Origin of the sequence: Streptomyces sp. SID1328, from assembly GCF_009865595.1 — a bacterium.
Lineage (GTDB): Bacteria > Actinomycetota > Actinomycetes > Streptomycetales > Streptomycetaceae > Streptomyces > Streptomyces griseoluteus.
On the sequence record NZ_WWKH01000911.1, the window covers coordinates 15,628 to 32,955 of the forward strand.

The 17,328-nt window shown below is 69.2% G+C and carries 10 protein-coding genes; 3 read left to right on the plus strand and 7 right to left on the minus strand.

Going from position 1 to position 17,328, the window contains the following annotated elements; genetic code table 11:
* Positions 1–14: 14 nt before the first annotated feature.
* The 3 genes from GT030_RS29140 to GT030_RS29150 form a co-directional block, all read right to left on the minus strand.
* Complete coding sequence (locus tag GT030_RS29140; protein WP_161203643.1) at positions 15–1,733, minus strand: protein kinase family protein; 1,719 nt, start codon at positions 1,731–1,733, stop codon at positions 15–17.
* A gap of 118 nt (positions 1,734–1,851) precedes the next feature.
* Positions 1,852–4,143, minus strand: a complete 2,292-nt coding sequence (murJ, locus tag GT030_RS29145) for a murein biosynthesis integral membrane protein MurJ (protein ID WP_161203644.1) — start codon at positions 4,141–4,143, stop codon at positions 1,852–1,854.
* Between the two features lie 46 nt (positions 4,144–4,189).
* A complete protein-coding gene (locus GT030_RS29150; protein WP_161203645.1) occupies positions 4,190–6,562 on the minus strand; it encodes a DUF6049 family protein in 2,373 nt (790 codons plus the stop codon).
* A gap of 260 nt (positions 6,563–6,822) precedes the next feature.
* Between GT030_RS29150 and GT030_RS29155 the strand changes: the two genes are divergently transcribed.
* Positions 6,823–8,268, plus strand: coding sequence for a CCA tRNA nucleotidyltransferase (locus GT030_RS29155; RefSeq protein WP_161203646.1), 1,446 nt, complete (start codon positions 6,823–6,825; stop codon positions 8,266–8,268).
* Between the two features lie 34 nt (positions 8,269–8,302).
* Here the strand turns inward: GT030_RS29155 and GT030_RS29160 are convergent, their stop codons facing one another.
* From GT030_RS29160 to GT030_RS29170, 3 genes are all read right to left on the minus strand, one after another.
* Positions 8,303–9,613 carry an MFS transporter gene (locus tag GT030_RS29160; protein WP_161203647.1) on the minus strand — a complete coding sequence of 437 codons (1,311 nt, stop codon included), beginning with the start codon at positions 9,611–9,613 and terminating at the stop codon, positions 8,303–8,305.
* Positions 9,614–9,706: 93 nt separating this feature from the next.
* Positions 9,707–10,789 carry an inositol-3-phosphate synthase gene (locus GT030_RS29165; protein WP_161203648.1) on the minus strand — a complete coding sequence of 361 codons (1,083 nt, stop codon included), beginning with the start codon at positions 10,787–10,789 and terminating at the stop codon, positions 9,707–9,709.
* A gap of 43 nt (positions 10,790–10,832) precedes the next feature.
* Positions 10,833–11,516, minus strand: coding sequence for a PadR family transcriptional regulator (locus GT030_RS29170; RefSeq protein ID WP_086692027.1), 684 nt, complete (start codon positions 11,514–11,516; stop codon positions 10,833–10,835).
* A 364-nt stretch (positions 11,517–11,880) separates the two neighbouring features.
* Here GT030_RS29170 and GT030_RS29175 point away from each other — a divergent pair, with 364 nt between their 5' ends.
* Both GT030_RS29175 and GT030_RS29180 read left to right on the plus strand, forming a co-directional pair.
* Complete coding sequence (locus GT030_RS29175) at positions 11,881–14,517, plus strand: transglycosylase domain-containing protein (RefSeq protein WP_161203649.1); 2,637 nt, start codon at positions 11,881–11,883, stop codon at positions 14,515–14,517.
* 126 nt (positions 14,518–14,643) lie between these two features.
* Entirely contained in the window at positions 14,644–16,149 is a 1,506-nt protein-coding gene (locus GT030_RS29180; RefSeq protein WP_202460700.1) for a glycosyltransferase 87 family protein, read from the plus strand.
* Between the two features lie 86 nt (positions 16,150–16,235).
* Here GT030_RS29180 and GT030_RS29185 read toward each other — a convergent pair whose 3' ends face one another.
* Positions 16,236–17,267 carry an alanine racemase gene (locus GT030_RS29185; RefSeq protein WP_086692036.1) on the minus strand — a complete coding sequence of 344 codons (1,032 nt, stop codon included), beginning with the start codon at positions 17,265–17,267 and terminating at the stop codon, positions 16,236–16,238.
* Positions 17,268–17,328 lie beyond the last annotated feature (61 nt).

Consider the following 17,328-nt stretch of genomic DNA (forward strand, 5'->3'; position numbering starts at 1 on the left):
CGTCGGACGGGACGTCAGCCCGTGAAATGCACTTCGGTGATGGCCTGCTTGTAGCCCGCCTGCGAGTAGGTGGCAGCGTCGTAGCCGGACATGGGAACGGCGGTCAGCCAGACCAGGACGTACCGCGCTTTCACCGGCTTGCTCGGCTTCACCGTGGCGGTGGTGCTCGTGGTGGTGGTGCTGCCGGCCTTGTGCATCGAGTCCAGCGACACGGGTGCCGAGTCGGAGGTGTAGAGATCGACCGTGGTGTGATCCCCGGGGTAGCGCAGCCCGATCGTGGCGGCGTCCAGGTCCGTTGCCGAGCCGAGGTCGTAGACGATGCCCACACCGGGCTTCAGGGGGGCGATCTGGGGGCCGTTGTTGAAGGACTTGGTCCGCCAGGCCGTCGACGTGTCTCCGTCGTACGTTTTGGCGACATCGTTCGGGTGCTGGGCGCCGCCCACGGCGACGAACTCCTGGGCACTCTGGATCTTCACCGGCTGCGGCGCGACCTTGGCCGCACCCTTGTCGCCGTCGTCCTGCGTCTGGGTGGTGTTGGTGTCGTCGGAGTTCTTGCTGCGGTCCATCAGGGCGTCCGCGAGCTGCCAGCTTCCGAGGCCGAGCGCGGCAATGAGGAGGGCGGAGACCGCCCACTTCAGCGCCTTGCCGGTGCGGCTCTGGAGCGGGGCCGGCGGGGGAACTACGGGCTGGGTGACACCTGCGTGGGCCGAGGGCCGGCCGTAGGTTCCCTGCTGGTAGGTCGTGCGCTGGTACTCCGGCGGACCGCTGAACGCGGGCTCCGGCGGCCGTACGCGCGGCATCTCACCGATCGCCTTGACCAGCTCCTCCGGCGTGGTGCAGGCGGCCTCGTGCCGGGAGGCGGTGGCGCCGTCGTTGACGAGCGCGCGCATGGCCAGCTCGGACAGCCCCCGGTGGACTCCGGCCCGTACCTGGTCCGGCGCGATGAGACCGATGTCCTTGGGCAGCCCGGCCAGGCCGTACGCGTCGCTCTCGTAGGGCCAGCGCTGCGTCAGCGCCGCGTACAGCAGGGCGCCGATCGCCTCGGTGTCGGTGCGCTGCGGGGTGTCGGAGCCGACGCCGCGCAGGGCGGCGTTCACGGCGAGGCCGCGGATGCGCCACTGTCCGGAGGAGGTGCGCAGGACAGCGTTCGGGTTCAGCCGCAGATGGGCGAGGCCCTCACGGTGCGAGGCGGCCATGGCGGCCGCGACCTGACTGACCATCTGGTAGGCGTCGTGCGGCTCCAGCGGGCCGACAGCCAGCAGCGCGGTCAGCTCGGTGGCGTCGGGCAGCCATTCGTGGACCACGTAGACGAGGTCGTTCTCCTCGACCGCGTCGAGGACCTGGACGAAGCGCGGGTCACCGAGCAGCGCCGCCGAACGGGCGGCTGCCAGCACGGCACGGGCGCGTACGTGGTCGGCGGGCAGGATGTGCACACCGACGGCACGGCGCAGTTTTTCGTCGACCGCACGCCAACTGCTGAATCCGTCCAGACGGGTGACGCACTCCTCCAGACGGTAGCGCTTGGCGAGCTTGTGACCACTGTGCAACTCGGTGGGCGAGGACGCCTTGCCGGACTCCTTCGCGCCGCCTCTCCCCTGCGTCTGGTCGATGTCCGTGTCCCGCTCCGGGTTCTCGGCCACCCCGTCGGCCGTGGCCTGATCCGCCTTGGCGGTCAGCGGCTCGTCACCGCTGTTGTCTGCCACGTCGACGGCAGCCGTGCTGCGTTCCGCCACCGTCGTCCCTGCCTCCCCATCCGTTGCACGCTGTCCGACGCCGAACCCAATTGTGCCCACAGTCCGCCGCTATGCACGACACGCAGAGGGGGACGATGGTTGTGCGACTACCCTCGGCTCATCGCCCCAGACGCCCGCGCACCATGCCGACGAGCGAGTTCAGCTCGTCGATCCGCATGCGGCGCGCTGCCACGAAGAAGACTCCGAGCAGTACCGCCCCACCTGCCACCAGGGCCACGAGAGAGCCGAGGACGCCCTGTCCGAGGGAGTGCCCGATGCCGTAGCAGGCCGCGCCGCTGAGCAGTGCCGCCGGGACCGAGGCGATCGCCAGGCGGGCGTACGTCCGCAGCACCCGGGAGCCGTCCAGGTCGCCGCCCAGCCGCTTGCGCAGCCGGCGCCAGGCGACACCGACGCCGATGGCGTAGGAGAGGCCGTAAACGGCCGCCATGCCCGCGACCGCCCAGCGGGACGGCAGCAGGAAGTAGCAGAGCGCGGAGGCGCCCGCGTTGACCGCCGCCACGATGACCGTGTTGTAGAAGGGGGTCCGGGTGTCCTCGTACGCGTAGAAGGCGCGCAGGACGACGTACTGCACCGAGTACGGGATCAGGCCGAGGCCGAAGGCCATCAGCATGAAGCCCATGTTGGTGGCCGAGCCGGTGCCGGAGGAGCCGAAGATCAGCGTGCACATCGGGATGCCGAGCGAGACGAAACCGAAGGCGATGGGCACGATGGCCACCGCCGTGGTGCGCAGACCCTGCGAGATGTCGTCGCGGACGGCGCCGCCGTCGCCCTCGGCGGCCGAGCGCGACAGACGCGGCAGCAGCGCGGCCATCAGGGACACGGTGATGATGGCCTGCGGCAGACCCCAGATGAGCTGGGCGTTGGCGTAGGCGGCGAAGCCGGCACCCTTGACCCCGGAGTCCTTGCCGGCGGCGGTGGAGAGCTGGGAGACGACCATGGCGCCCGCCTGGTTGGCGAGCACGAACAGCACCGTCCACTTGGCGAGCATCGCGGCCTTGCCCAGGCCGTGGCCCCGCCAGTCGAACCGGGGCCGGATGCGGAAGCCGGTCTCGCGCAGGTACGGGATCATCGCCAGGGCCTGCACGACGAGACCGAGCAGGATGCCGATGCCGAGCAGCCGCTGGCCCTCCGGGGGGATGTTGTGGACGGTCATGTGGGAGTCGGCCGCGGAGCCGTAGACCCACAGGAACATGCCGAGCGTGACGATGATGACGATGTTGTTCAGGACCGGGGTCCACATCATCGCGCCGAACTTGCCTCGTGCGTTCAGGATCTGACCCATCACCACGTGGATGCCCATGAAGAAAATCGAGGGCAGGAAGTAACGGGTGAAGGTGACAGCCACGTCGCTGGCCGCCGAGTCGGAGGCGACTGAGTTCGACAGCACACGCACCAGATATGGCGCGCCGAGCATCGTCAGCGCGGTCAGCGCCGCGAGCGCGACCATCACGACGGTCAGCAACCGGTTGGCGAAGGCCTCTCCGCCGTCCTCGTCCTCCTTCATCGACCGCACGAGCTGCGGCACGAAGACCGAGTTGAGGCCGCCGCCGACGGTCAGGATGTAGATCATCGTGGGCAACTGGTAGGCGATCTGGAAGGAGTCGCCAAGAAAGCCGGCGCCCAGCGCCGCGATGATCATTGCGGAGCGGACGAAGCCGGTGAGGCGCGACACCATCGTGCCCGCGGCCATGACGGCGCTGGAGCCGAGCAGCCCGGAGGCGCGGCCCTTCGCCGGGGCCGGAGCCGGTGGAGCCGGGGTCTCCACGGGACCGGACGGACCGGCCGGGGCGGGTACGGGTGGCTGCATGGGGTTCCCGGAGGCTGCCTGGTACGGGTTTCCGCCGTGGTGCGCGGGGGGCTGGGTGTGGGGCGGCGGGTAGGAGCCGCCGCCCTGGGCCGTGCGGGCGGAGCCGGCGGCGCCGCTGTGCTGCTGGTCCCGCAGAAGGTGCGCGAAGGCGTCCGGCTCGTGGTACTCCTCGCCGGAGTGCGAGACCAGATCGTCCACGCCCACGAACTGGGTCGTACGCGGGTGATCCCCGTACGGCAGGTGCTGGGTGGCGTCACCCTCCGGCTCGGGCGCCGGGGTCTTGGCCCACACGCGCGGGTCGGGGGAGTACGAGGACTGCGACGGCGGTGCGTAGAGCGGCCGGCGCGGCTCGTAGCTGCCCGGAGGGGGCGGCGGGTGCGCGGCGCGGTCGTAGAGCGCCTCGGCGACCGGGTCCTGGGCGGAGAGGTCCCGCGCCCGGTAGGGGTCCTGGTCGTAGGCGTCCTGGAGGTACATGTCCGCCGCGGGCTGCGACGGCTCCTGGCCGGGCTCGGGCGGGGTCTCGGGTCGGTGGCCCGAGTCGGCGGCGTCCTGGCCGCGGTCACCGTCGTACGGCGCGTTCATGGTTACCCCACCTCATCGTCCCTGGCCACACGGGCCGCGGCGTCGCTCAACGGTCCACTCTCTCACCCGTGCCGGACGGGTCGGTGCTTTCCGGTGCGGTGTCCGGTGCAGGGTCACCCGGCTGGTCCGGCCCGGCTGCCCCGGCGGACGAACCGGACTCCTCGGGAAGACGGTCCCCGGCGTCGTCCGGGTTCCCGGAGTCGTCGCCGGAGTCCGCCTCCGCCTCGTCCGGGCCCTCCTCCTCGGCCTGGCGGGCGGCCGCGCGCTTGCGCTGGGTGTACATCCTGAAGCCGGCGAGGACCAGCAGCAGCACCCCGCCGCCGATCACCAGCATGACGGTGGGCGTGACCTCGGTGACCTTCACGTCGAAGCTGACGGGGTCGCCGTACTCCTGGCCGTCCTCGGTGTAGAGCTGGGCGAGGACCGTGGCCCGGCCGTTGGCGTTGGCCGAGGTGGTGAACTTCACCGACTGGCTGTGGCCGCCGGAGACCTCGACGGGCTGCTCGTCGTACGCCTTGCCGGCGATCTTCAGCCGGGTCGGCTGGGTCGAGCTGAGCCGCAGATACAGGTGGCCGACAGGCTGGACCAGGTTGTTCTGCACGGTCACCGGGATGGTGGCGCTGCGCCCGGAGAGCTTGGTCTCCGACTTGTCGATCAGCTTGACCTGGCCGCCGAGGTTGTCGAGATAGCTCAGCACGTCGGTGCGGAAGCCGTCCGCCTTGGCGGCCTGGCCCCGCCACGACGTGGACATCCCGCGGTTTATGGCCCGGCCGAAGGGCGTGATCACACGGGACTGGTCGGTGAGGATCACCTGGAAGTTGTCGAGCTTGTCCTGCGTGTCCGCGACCTGCTCGAAAGCGCTCCTCGGCAGTTCCTGCTTGCGCAGCGAGGAAGGGTAGGCCGAGGTGGAGGGGATGCGTGTGGCGGCGTCCGGGTCGGGCTTGGCATTGGCGGCGCCGGTGAGGGTCTCGGGCTGCGACCAGTTGCCGTCCTGGAGTGCCTTCACGGCGGTGGCCATCGCCTGCGCCTGGCTGGCGGTCGGCGTGCGCTGCGGGGCGACCACGAAGCTGCGCTGCTCGTCCTTCTGTACGTTCGCCTCGAGGCTCTGTGCCAGGAACTGCTGCACTGCGAGCGTGGAGGTGTCCGCCTTGGTGAGGTCGCCCTCGAAGGCCGTGGACATCCGCGCGTCCGCGACCACCGCCGTGGTGCCGCCGCCGATCGGGCGGGCGGCGGACGGCGTGTAGGGCAGCCCGGTGGACTCCCGGAGGCTGTCGCTGCGCGCGATCACCCGGTCGGCGCCGGCGGAGGTGGCCACCTTGATGATCGAGGGGTCGACGGCGCCGTCCACCGGCCATGCGAAGTCGGTGGTCGGCGTCACATGGAGCACGGTCTTCACCGTGAGGGCGGCGACGTCGGTGGCGTCCTTGAGGTGGCTGAGCGACCCGGGGACGCTGGTGCCGGTGTGGGCGAGCGAGGCGAGGTCCGGGTCGGCGAAGGGCAGCGCGACGACCTCCTTGTCCGCCACGGCCGTCTGGAGACCGGCCAGCCACTGCTTGGCGACATCCTGGTTCTCGCGGGAGCCGGCCTTGCTGGTGCCGTCGGGCTGCTGGATCCGGTAACCGTTGGCCATGGCGTCCACCGCGGCCAGCAGGTCCGGGTCGATCACCCAGGAGACGTCGAGATCGCGGCCCAGGTCCATCATCTGCGCCAGGCGGCCGCCGGGGGCGATCTCCTTGGCCAGCTCGTCGTCCTGGAAGACGGGGGTCTGCCGCTCTCCGGCGCCCGTGCGGGCGGTCATGTGAACGGAGGAGATCAGCGGCCACATGAACGTCGTACGGCTCTTGGTGTCGGCCTCGGACGACTGCCAGGGCAGGAAGGTCCGCTCGATGCCGAGCATCTGGTCCCAGGGCCGCGCCGAGGTCTTGCCGGAGACGGAGACGCCGAACGAATAGACGCCGTCCTTGCCGAGGTCCAGCTCGTCCGCGGGCACGGAGATGCTGAAGTGCTCGGCGACGCCCGGAATCAGCTTGCTGAACTTCTGCGTGTACTTGCCGCCGAGCTCGTCGCCGGCACCGCCGCGGAGATCGTCGGGGTGCTGGGCGATGCCGTCGATCGCGGAGCGGGTGTTCAAAAGGGGGCCCACCCGGAGGCCGACGTGGGCGCCGGTCACGGACTGCCCACCGTTGTTGATCACGGTGCCGGACACGGTCAGCGTGTCGTCCTCGGTGGGCGCGCTGGGCGTCAGTGAGTCCAACGCCACGGACACCGAGTCCGCCGGCGCCGCCTGCGCGGGCTCGGCCGCGGTCAACTGGAGCAGCCCGGCCAGCAGCGGTGCGCCCGCCAGCAGCGCTCCGGCGCGCCGCAGTCGGCGGCGGGCAGGAGAGGCACTGGGCCCCTGGATTTCAGCCGCGTCGGCCACGCGCTAGCCCGTCCCTCGTCGTCGTCATCAGTGGTCGTCGGAATGTGCGTCCCCGCATGGTAACGATGACCGCAGAGGCTGAGTGCCACGGACCGTTCCCCAAGATCGCCACGGAGCGGCCGCCTGTCCTCTATATCCATTAAGGAGCGGAGAGCCGGTGTCCGCCGCTAGGGGAGCCCTTGTGGGGGTATGGCAGGGAGCCTCAGCGCCGGTCAAACGGGTGCGGTCCCGGGCGGCCGGGCCACGTACCCTCTTCTGTTGTGCCGAACCCCAACGATGACAATCCCGCTGCCCTCAGTCAGGTGCAGCAGCGCGCGGTGAGCGAGCTGCTGCGGGTGGCCCCCGTCGCCGACGACCTCGCCCGCCGTTTCAAGGAGGCCGGGTTCTCGCTCGCCCTGGTCGGCGGCTCGGTCCGTGACGCGCTGCTGGGCCGGCTCGGGAACGACCTGGACTTCACGACCGACGCGCGCCCCGAGGACGTGCTGCGGATCGTCCGGCCCTGGGCGGACGCCGTCTGGGAGGTCGGGATCGCCTTCGGCACGGTGGGCGCCCAGAAGGACGGCTATCAGATCGAGGTCACCACCTACCGCTCCGAGGCGTACGACCGCACCTCCCGCAAGCCCGAGGTGTCGTATGGCGACTCCATCGAGGAGGACCTGGTCCGGCGCGACTTCACCGTCAACGCGATGGCCGTGGCCCTGCCGGAGAAGGAGTTCATCGATCCGCACGGCGGTCTGGAGGACCTCGCGGCACGGGTGCTGCGTACGCCCGGCACGCCGGAGGAGTCCTTCTCCGACGACCCGCTGCGCATGATGCGGGCCGCCCGCTTCGCCGCCCAGCTCGACTTCGAGGTGGACCCGGCGGTGGTCACCGCGATGACGGAGATGTCCGCGCGGATCGAGATCGTGTCGGCCGAGCGGGTCCGGGACGAGCTGAACAAGCTGCTGCTCTCCGCGCACCCCCGCAAGGGCTTGACCCTGCTGGTCGACACCGGGCTAGCCGCCCAGGTGCTGCCCGAGCTGCCGGCGCTCCGGCTGGAGCGTGATGAGCACCACCGCCACAAGGACGTCTACGACCACTCGCTGATCGTGCTGGAGCAGGCGATCGACCTGGAGGAGAACGGCCCGGACCTCACCCTCCGGCTCGCCGCGCTGCTGCACGACATTGGCAAGCCCCGGACGCGGCGTTTCGAGCAGGACGGCCGGGTCTCCTTCCACCACCACGAGGTGGTCGGCGCCAAGATGACCAAGAAGCGCATGACGGCGCTGAAGTACTCCAACGACCTGGTGAAGGACGTCTCCCGCCTGGTCGAGCTACACCTGCGCTTCCACGGCTACGGCACCGGGGAGTGGACGGACTCCGCGGTCCGGCGCTACGTCCGCGACGCGGGCCCGCTGCTGGACCGGCTGCACAAGCTGACCCGCTCCGACTGCACGACCCGGAACAAGCGCAAGGCGGCCACACTGTCCCGCGCCTATGACGGGCTGGAGGCGCGCATCGCCGAGCTGCAGGAGAAGGAGGAGCTGGACTCCATCCGCCCCGACCTCGACGGAAACGAGATCATGACGATCCTCGGCGTCGGACCGGGCCCGGTCATCGGCCAGGCGTACAAGCACATGCTGGAGCTGCGCCTGGAGAACGGCCCGATGGAGCACGACACTGCGGTCGCGGCCCTCAAGGAATGGTGGGCGCAGCAGCAGAGCTGAACGCTTCCGAGACGTGTTTCACGTGAAACATGACTCAGCGGAGGGGCGGTGTTTCACGTGAAACACCGCCCCTCTCACTCTCCCGGCGCCACTCGAAGCGAGCCATGGCCGCAGTGACGGCGGCATAGAGCAACGCCACGAGGATCACCAGCAGCGCCGACCGGCCGTCCGGCGGGAGCATCAGGGCGGCCACCCCGGCGGCGCCGACGAAGGCGACGTTGAAGAGAACGTCATATACGGAGAAGACCCGACCCCGGTAGCCGTCCTCGACCGACCCCTGGACGATCGTGTCCGTGGCGATTTTGGCGCCCTGGGTGATCAGCCCCAGCAGGAAGGCCGCGATCAGCAGCGGCACCGTGGCGAACGGAAGCCCGAGCGCCGGCACCAGAAGGGCGGCGGCACCCGCACAGACCGCGATCCACCGCCCGGCACCCAGCCGTCCCGTGCTCCAGGGGGTCACCACGGCCGCTACGAAGAACCCGGCGCCGGAGACCCCCAACACCAGCCCCAGCAGACTGAGCCCTTGCTCCGGGGAGCTGGAGAGGCCGTAGCGGCACAGCATGAGCAGCAGGACCAGCAGCGCGCCGTAGCAGAAGCGCATGCAGGTCATCGCCGCGAGGGCCCAGACGGCTTCCCTGCGCCGGGGCTCGCCCAGGTGCCGCACGGCCGCAACAAGACCGCGTGCCGTGTCGGCGAGGACGGTGCGCAGCCGGGGCGGCACCGGGGGCCGGTCGGGGCCGAGCAGGGAGGGGACCATGGTCAGGGCGGTCAGACCCGCGCAGAGATACAGCAGCGCGCCGAGCAGTACCACCGCCGCGTCCGAGTCGGCCGTGACGAACCGTACGCCGAAGGCCAGGGCGGCACCGAGGGTGGCGGCCAGTGTCCCGGCGGTCGGGCAGAGGGAGTTGGCCAGCACCAGGCGCTCGGTACCGACCACGCGGGGAAGTGCCGCCGAGAGGCCCGCGAGGACGAACCGGTTGACGGCGGTGACGCACAGCGCGGAGGCGTAGAACAGCCAGTCCGGCGCGTGCACGGTCATCAGTACGGAGGTGATGGCCGCCAGCACGGCGCGCAGCACATTGCCGTGGACGAAGACCTGACGCCGACGCCAGCGGTCCAGCAGCACCCCCGCGAAGGGGCCGACCAGCGAATAGGGCAACAGCAGGACCGCCATCGCGGAGGCGATCGCCGGGGCCGAGGTCTGCTTCTCGGGGGAGAAGACGACGTACGAGGCGAGGGCGATCTGGTAGACGCCGTCCGAGCCTTGGGAGAGCAGGCGGACGTACAGCAGGCGCCGGAAGTCCCGCTCGCGCAGCAGCAGGCGCAGATCACGGACGACGGGCATGGGCACAGCCTCACACATGGGGAGGGTCCCCGGGGTCGGCAGACCCCAGGGACCCTCACAGCCCTGGCAGGAGCGTTGTCGGGCGAGCGGCGCCTAGCGCCTGACGTCGCCGCGGATGAACTTCTCGACGTTCTCGCGGGCCTCGTCGTCGAAGTACTGAACCGGCGGGGACTTCATGAAGTACGAGGACGCCGACAGGATCGGGCCGCCGACCCCCCGGTCCTTGGCGATCTTCGCGGCACGCAGGGCGTCGATGATGACACCGGCGGAGTTCGGGGAGTCCCAGACCTCCAGCTTGTACTCGAGGTTCAGCGGAACATCGCCGAACGCACGGCCCTCCAGGCGGACGTAGGCCCACTTGCGGTCGTCCAGCCAGGCCACGTAGTCGGACGGGCCGATGTGGACGTTCTTCTCGCCGAGGTCCCGGTCGGGGATCTGGGAGGTGACGGCCTGCGTCTTGGAGATCTTCTTGGACTCCAGGCGCTCGCGCTCGAGCATGTTCTTGAAGTCCATGTTGCCGCCGACGTTGAGCTGCATCGTGCGGTCCAGGATCACACCGCGGTCCTCGAACAGCTTCGCCATGACGCGGTGCGTGATGGTGGCGCCCACCTGGGACTTGATGTCGTCACCGACGATCGGCACACCGGCTTCGGTGAACTTGTCCGCCCACTCCTTGGTGCCGGCGATGAAGACCGGGAGGGCGTTGACGAAGGCGACCTTGGCGTCGATGGCGCACTGGGCGTAGTACTTCGCCGCGTCCTCGGAGCCCACGGGGAGGTAGCAGACCAGGACGTCGACCTGCTTGTCCTTCAGGGTCTGGACGATGTCGACCGGCTCGGCGTCCGACTCCTCGATGGTCTCGCGGTAGTACTTGCCGAGACCGTCGAGGGTGTGGCCGCGCTGGACGGTGACCCCGCTGGAGGGCACGTCGCAGATCTTGATGGTGTTGTTCTCGGAGGCGCCGATGGCGTCCGCGAGGTCGAGGCCGACCTTCTTGGCGTCCACGTCGAAGGCGGCGACGAACTCGATGTCCCGCACGTGGTAGTCACCGAACTGCACGTGCATCAGGCCGGGTACCTTGGCCGCCGGATCGGCGTCCTTGTAGTACTCGACTCCCTGCACCAGCGACGCGGCGCAGTTGCCGACACCGACGATGGCTACGCGAACCGAACCCATTCCGGTTGCTCCCTGTGTGTACGAGTGAGGCCCTGGTGGGCCGTCACGTGGCGGTGTCGCCGGGCGTATCCGTCCCGGGAAGATCCCTGGGACGGGGCAGGCCGCCCGTCGATCCAGATGTGGTGTCCTGCTGAGCGGACCCCCCGGACTCGGGACCCTTCAGGTCCCGCCCGGCCCGCTCGCTCTCGATCAGCTCGTTCAGCCAGCGCACTTCGCGCTCCACGGACTCCATTCCGTGGCGCTGAAGCTCGAGCGTGTAGTCGTCGAGGCGCTCCCGAGTGCGTGCCAGCGAGGCGCGCATCTTCTCCAGGCGCTCCTCCAGCCGGCTGCGCCGGCCCTCCAGCACACGCATGCGCACATCGCGCGAGGTCTGCCCGAAGAAGGCGAACCGGGCGGCGAAGTGCTCGTCCTCGTATGCGTCGGGGCCGGTCTGCGACAGGAGTTCCTCGAAGTGCTCCTTACCTTCGGCCGTCAGCCGGTAGACGATCTTGGCGCGGCGTCCGGTGAGAGGGGCGGCCAGAGCGTCTTCATGGGTGTTCCCCGGTTCCTCGATCAACCAGCCGTTGGTGACCAGCGTCTTGAGGCAGGGGTAGAGCGTCCCGTAGCTGAAAGCCCGGAACACACCCAGGGACGTGTTGAGTCGCTTGCGCAGCTCGTAGCCGTGCATCGGCGACTCGCGCAGCAGCCCGAGCACGGCGAACTCAAGGATGCCTGAACGACGGCTCATGATCGCCTCCTCTCGGTACACAGCGCTTTTATCTCGCTCTGATGTATCGACTCGATACATCACGACGATAGAACGACCCATGGCATGCGACAAGAGGGTCGATGGTGAACGGGATCACATCACCGATTCGTACGAGGCAAGTTGCCTGTTTTGGGGTGAACTTCGGGGCTCGGAGGGTTTTGGCGGTGCGTAGTCTGTGCGGCATGCACAACACCGGGAACCAAGGGGCGCTTGGGGAGCGTCGTGATCCTCGGTGCAGTACGGGTGAATGCAGCAACGACCGCATCCGTACTTCGGGGGGACCGGAAACCAGCCGCTGTTTCCAGGCGCGCACGGATGCGCCTGCCCGAGGAGTAATCGTTCGATGAGCGAGCACCGTCGCAAACCGCCGCAGCCGCAGGGAGGCGGACGGGCGGCCCGACGCGGCCAGCCCGGCCCGTCCTCCGGCCGTCCCGCGGCACCGCGAGGCGCCAACGGGGCCTCCGACCACTCCTATGGGTCTCATTCCCAGGGACCGGACGCCTATGGCTCTGGGGGTGATGGGCGTGAGTACGGCAGCCGTGCCGAGGCGCGCCGTGCTGCCCAGAGAGGCGGCGGGCGCCGCCGGGGCGCGGACAACGCTCCCCCGGGTGGCGGCCGGGGCCGGGACCAGGGGCCACCGGCAGAACCCCGGTTCATCGACTATCCCCGCGTGGGCAAGCACGGCTGGCGGCGCTGGGTACCGTCCTGGCGGCTGACCACGGGGCTAGGCATTGGGTTCATGGGCAGCTTGGTCGTCATGGCCGGTGTGGGCTACGCGCTGGTCAACATTCCCAGCGAGAACGACGCCGCGAAGTCGCAGAACAACGTCTACTACTGGTCCGACGGAAAAACCCAGATGGTGGCCACGGGCACCGGTGTGAACCGGCAGAACCTCACGATCGACAAGATCCCCAAGGCCATGCAGTACGCGGTGATCTCCGCGGAGAACAAGAGCTTCTACAAGGACTCCGGCGTCGACCCCATGGGCATCGCGCGGGCCCTGACCAACATGGCGCGCGGCGGACAGACCCAGGGTGGCTCCACGATCACCCAGCAGTTCGTCAAGAACACCTACCTGAGCCAGGACCAGACGCTCACTCGTAAGTTCACGGAGATGTTCATCTCCCTGAAGGTGGGCACGAAGCTCAGCAAAGACCAGATCATGCAGGGCTACCTGAACACCTCGTACTACGGGCGAGGCGCCTACGGCATCCAGGCCGCCGCGCAGACGTACTACGGCAAGGACGCCAAGGACCTGTCGGCAAGTCAGTGCGCAGTGCTCGCCGCCCTGCTGAAGGGGCCGACCTACTACGACCCGGCCGGCAACGCGGATCTCGACAAGAATGCGACGCAGACGGCGAACACCGCCCGCTCCCAGGGGCGCTGGCGCTGGATTCTCGGTGAGATGCACAAGGACAAGCACCTCACCGACGCCCAGTACCAGGAGGCGATCAGCAAATACCCCACTCCGCAGGGTCGCAAGGCGACCAAGGGCAGGAACGGCCAGATCAGCTACTTGGTCGACACGGCCAAGAAGTACGTTCTGAACCACTCCAACATCACGGAGGCCCAGTTCGATCAGGGCGGTTACCAGATCACCACGACCTTCCAGAAGGACAAGGTCGACGCCCTGACCACGGCCGTGAAGAAGATCCAGAAGGCGCGGCTGAAGCCGGAGACCAAGGAAAAGGACAAGTACGTCCAGTTCGGCGCGGCCTCGGTGGTGCCCAACGACGGCGCGATCGTCGCCCTCTACGGCGGCGACGGCTACGAGAACGGGCACTTCACCAACAACGCCGACACCTCCGGTGTCCCGGTGGGATCGACGTGGAAGCCCTACGTGCTGGCCGCGGCCATGCAGGACGGCACGTACAACTCCAACGGTGAGGGTATTTCGCCGCTGAGCAAGTACAACGGCAACGACCACCTCAAGGTCCGCCGGCCCGACGGCTCGTACTACCTCAACAAGGACAACTCGTTCTTCTTCCAGGCGAACGAGAGCGATCACCCCTGGGGCTACATCACCCTGCGCAAGGCGATGGAGCAGTCGGTCAACACGCCGTTCGTGCAGCTCGGTGTCGATGTCGGCATGTCGAAGGTCCGGGACATGGCCCGTTCGACCGGCATCCTGGAGGGCAGTATGGCCAAGGACCTGAACCCGTCCTTCGCCATCGGTACCTCCACCCCCAGCGCGATCCGCATGGCGGACTCCTACGCGACGTTCGCCGCGTCCGGGAAGCAGGCGGACCCCTACTCCGTCACCGCGGTCAAGAAGGACGGCCGCGAGCTGAGGGGCTTCACCAAGCCGAAGCCCGAGCAGGTGATGGACTCCAGCATCGCCAACAACGTCACCGACGTCCTGGAGAACGTGATCCAGAACGGTACGGGGCAGAACGCCAGGGCGCTGGGCCGTACGGCCGCCGGCAAGACCGGCACCACCGACGAGAACAAGTCGGCCTGGTTCGTCGGCTACACCCAGCAGCTCTCCACCTCGGTGGTGATGTTCCGTGAGAACCCCAAGGATCACCGTCTGCTGTCGATGAACGGCACGGCCGGCACGGACTCCATCCACGGTGGTGACATCCCGACCTCGGTGTGGACCGAATACATGCTGGCCGCGCTGAAGGGCAGCAACGACCCCGGCTTCCCGGACCCGATCAAGATCGGCAAGATCCACAACGAGGTGGGCGCCCCCACGCCGACCCCGAAGCCGAGCATCACGGCCACCCCGACGCCGACCGAGTCGTCGAGCCCGTCGCCGAGCGAGTCCACGGCATCGCCCTCGCCCAGCGAGAGCCAGACCTGCCGGTTCTTCTGCAACGCCAACGGCGGCACCGGGCCCGGTGGTGCCGACGGCGGAACCAGCCCCTCACCGAGCGACTCGACCTCACCCGGGAACGGTGGTGTCCAGGGCAACGGCAATGCCGGTGCCAATGGGAGCAACGGCGGAGGCTTGTTCGGAGGTCAGGCAGGCCAGTAGCGCCGCCTGCCCGATTGGCGTTCCTTTCGGCCGTCGTGGGTGTTTCACGTGAAACACGGGCCGTCGCACGGACCAGGTGCGGCGGCCCTCGGCGTTTTCCCGAGCGAGTACGGCAGGATGTGCCCCATGCCCAGTGCAGAGACGACGCCCGCGCGCGTGCGTGAACCGGAGACGGTACGACCGACGCGGGAGGACGAGATCGCCGCGGCCGGCAGCGAGCTGATCGGCGGCCCCCTCGGGCGGCGCGCCCTGACCGGGACGTCCTGGTGGACGCCGGTCCGGGTCGTCGTGCTCGTGGCGATCGGCATGTTCGCCCTCGGGCTCGTCCAGAAGGCTCCCTGCTACGACGGCGCCTGGTTCTTCGGAGCCAGCTCGCAGTACACGCACGCCTGCTATTCGGACATCCCCCACCTCTACCAGGGGCGTGGCTTCGCCGACGGGCTCGTGCCGTACTTCGACAAGCTTCCCGGCGACATGGACTACCTCGAGTACCCGGTGCTGACCGGCGTGTTCATGGAGGTCGCTTCCTGGCTCACACCGGGCAGCGGCGGTATCCAGCGGCAGGAGCAGTGGTACTGGTTCGTCAACGCGGGGATGCTGATGGTCTGCGCGGCCGTCATCGCCGTCTGCGTCAGCCGTACCCACCGCCGCCGGCCCTGGGACGGCCTGCTGCTCGCTCTGGCGCCGGCCTTCGCGCTGACCGCCACCATCAACTGGGACCTCCTGGCGGTGGCCCTGACGGCCGCCGCGATGCTGATGTGGTCCCGTGGCAGGGCCGTCGCCTTCGGTGTGCTCCTGGGCCTCGCCACGGCCGCCAAGCTCTATCCTCTCGTCCTGCTCGGTCCCCTGCTGGTGCTGTGCTGGCGGGCGGGAAAGTGGCGGGAGTTCTTCCAGGCGGTCGGCGGCGCGGCGGGCGCCTGGCTCGTGGTGAACGTGCCGGTGATGCTGTTCGCCTTCGAGGGCTGGTCGAAGTTCTACAGGTTCAGCCATGACCGGGGCATCGACTTCGGCTCGTTCTGGCTGATCTGGTCCCAGAACTCCAGTAACCCGCCGAGCATCGACTTCGTGAACACCACCGCCAGCGCCCTGGTGGTGCTGTCGTTCCTCGCCATCGCGGCGCTGACGTTCACCGCGCCGCGCCGGCCGCGCTTCGCCCAGCTGGCCTTCCTGATGGTGGCGGCCTTCATCCTCACCAACAAGGTCTACTCACCCCAGTACGTGCTGTGGCTGGTGCCGCTGGCGGTCCTCGCCCGGCCCAAGTGGCGGGACTTCCTGATCTGGCAGGCGTGCGAGGTGGCGTACTTCCTCGGCATCTGGTTCTACCTCGCGTACACGACCAGCGGAGACGCCCACAAGGGTCTGCCCACCGAGGGCTACCACTGGGCGATCGCCCTGCACCTGCTCGGCACCCTGTACCTGTGCGCCGTCGTCGTGCGGGACATCCTCCGCCCGGAACGGGACGTGGTGCGCCGGGCCGGGGACGACGACCCCTCAGGCGGCGTACTCGACGGCGCGGCCGACCACTTCGTCCTGCGCGGGCTCCGGTACCCGGAGCACGAGGCGCCCGAGGAGCCGTCGCGGACGGACTGGGGCGGCCCGGAACCCGTGCCGCACGACGGTCGTTCGCTCTGAGCGAACGCGCCCCGAGGGCATGAGAAAGGCCGTGCACGAGATTCCGTGCACGGCCTTTCCGTTGGTTCGGGTCCGGTCCAGCGGTCCTAGCGGTCCACGATCCGGTCGAACGTCGTCGTGGTGTGCCGCAGATGGGCCACCAGCTCGTCTCCGACCTTCGGCTCGGGAGCGTCGGAGGGGACGAACAGGATCGACACCTGCATGTGCGGCGGCTCCGCGAACCAGCGCTGCTTGCCGCCCCAGACGAACGGCGCGAGGTTCCGGTTCACCGTGGCGAGGCCGGCCCGCGCCACGCCCTTGGCGCGCGGCATGACGCCGTGCAGGGCCTTCGGGGCCTCCAGGCCCACCCCGTGCGACGTGCCGCCCGCCACGACCACCAGGAAGCCGTCCGAGGCCACCTTCTGCTGCCGGTAGCCGAAGCGGTCGCCCTTGGTCACCCGCGTGACGTCCAGGACGGCGCCGCGGTACTCGGTGGCGTCGTGGTCGCCCAGCCACAGCCGGGTGCCGATCCGCGCGCGGAAGCGGGTCTGCGGGAACTGCTGCTGGAGCCGGACCAGTTCATCGGCCTTGAGGTGGCTGACGAACATCGTGTGCAACGGCAGCCGCGCCGCGCGCAGCCGGTCCATCCACCCGATGACCTCCTCGACGGCGTCCGAGCCGTCGGTGCGGTCCAGCGGCAGGTGGATGGCGAAGCCCTCCAGGCGGACGTTCTCTATGGCCTGGTGGAGCTGCGGCAGTTCGTGCTCGCTGATGCCGTGCCGCTTCATCGAGGACATCACCTCGATGACGACACGGGCACCCACGAGGCCGTACACCCCGTCGACCGACGACACCGAGCGGACCACCCGGTCCGGCAGCGGCACCGGCTCCTCGCCGCGCCGGTACGGCGTCAGCACGAGCAGGTCGCCGCTGAACCAGTCCTTGATGCGCGCGGCCTCGTAGGTGGTGCCGACGGCCAGCATGTCGGAGCCCAGCCGGGTGGCCTCCTCCGCGAGCCGTTCGTGACCGAAGCCGTAGCCGTTGCCCTTGCAGACCGGGACGAGTCCCGGGAACTGCTCCTGCACGTGCTTGTGGTGCGCACGCCAGCGCGCGGTGTCGACGTAGAGCGTGAGCGCCATGGCCGGACCCGGAACCTTTCTCGTGGCTGCGGTGGATTCAGAGGGACGTCCCCGAGGGGGT

Coding starts and splice junctions, on each gene's coding strand:
- murJ (WP_161203644.1), bottom strand. CDS start 4,143: ATGAACGCGCCGTACGACGGTGACCGCGGCCAGGACGCCGCCGACTCG.
- GT030_RS29160 (WP_161203647.1), bottom strand. CDS start 9,613: ATGCCCGTCGTCCGTGATCTGCGCCTGCTGCTGCGCGAGCGGGACTTC.
- GT030_RS29165 (WP_161203648.1), bottom strand. CDS start 10,789: ATGGGTTCGGTTCGCGTAGCCATCGTCGGTGTCGGCAACTGCGCCGCG.
- GT030_RS29170 (WP_086692027.1), bottom strand. CDS start 11,516: ATGAGCCGTCGTTCAGGCATCCTTGAGTTCGCCGTGCTCGGGCTGCTG.
- GT030_RS29175 (WP_161203649.1), top strand. CDS start 11,881: ATGAGCGAGCACCGTCGCAAACCGCCGCAGCCGCAGGGAGGCGGACGG.
- GT030_RS29180 (WP_202460700.1), top strand. CDS start 14,644: ATGCCCAGTGCAGAGACGACGCCCGCGCGCGTGCGTGAACCGGAGACG.
- GT030_RS29185 (WP_086692036.1), bottom strand. CDS start 17,267: ATGGCGCTCACGCTCTACGTCGACACCGCGCGCTGGCGTGCGCACCAC.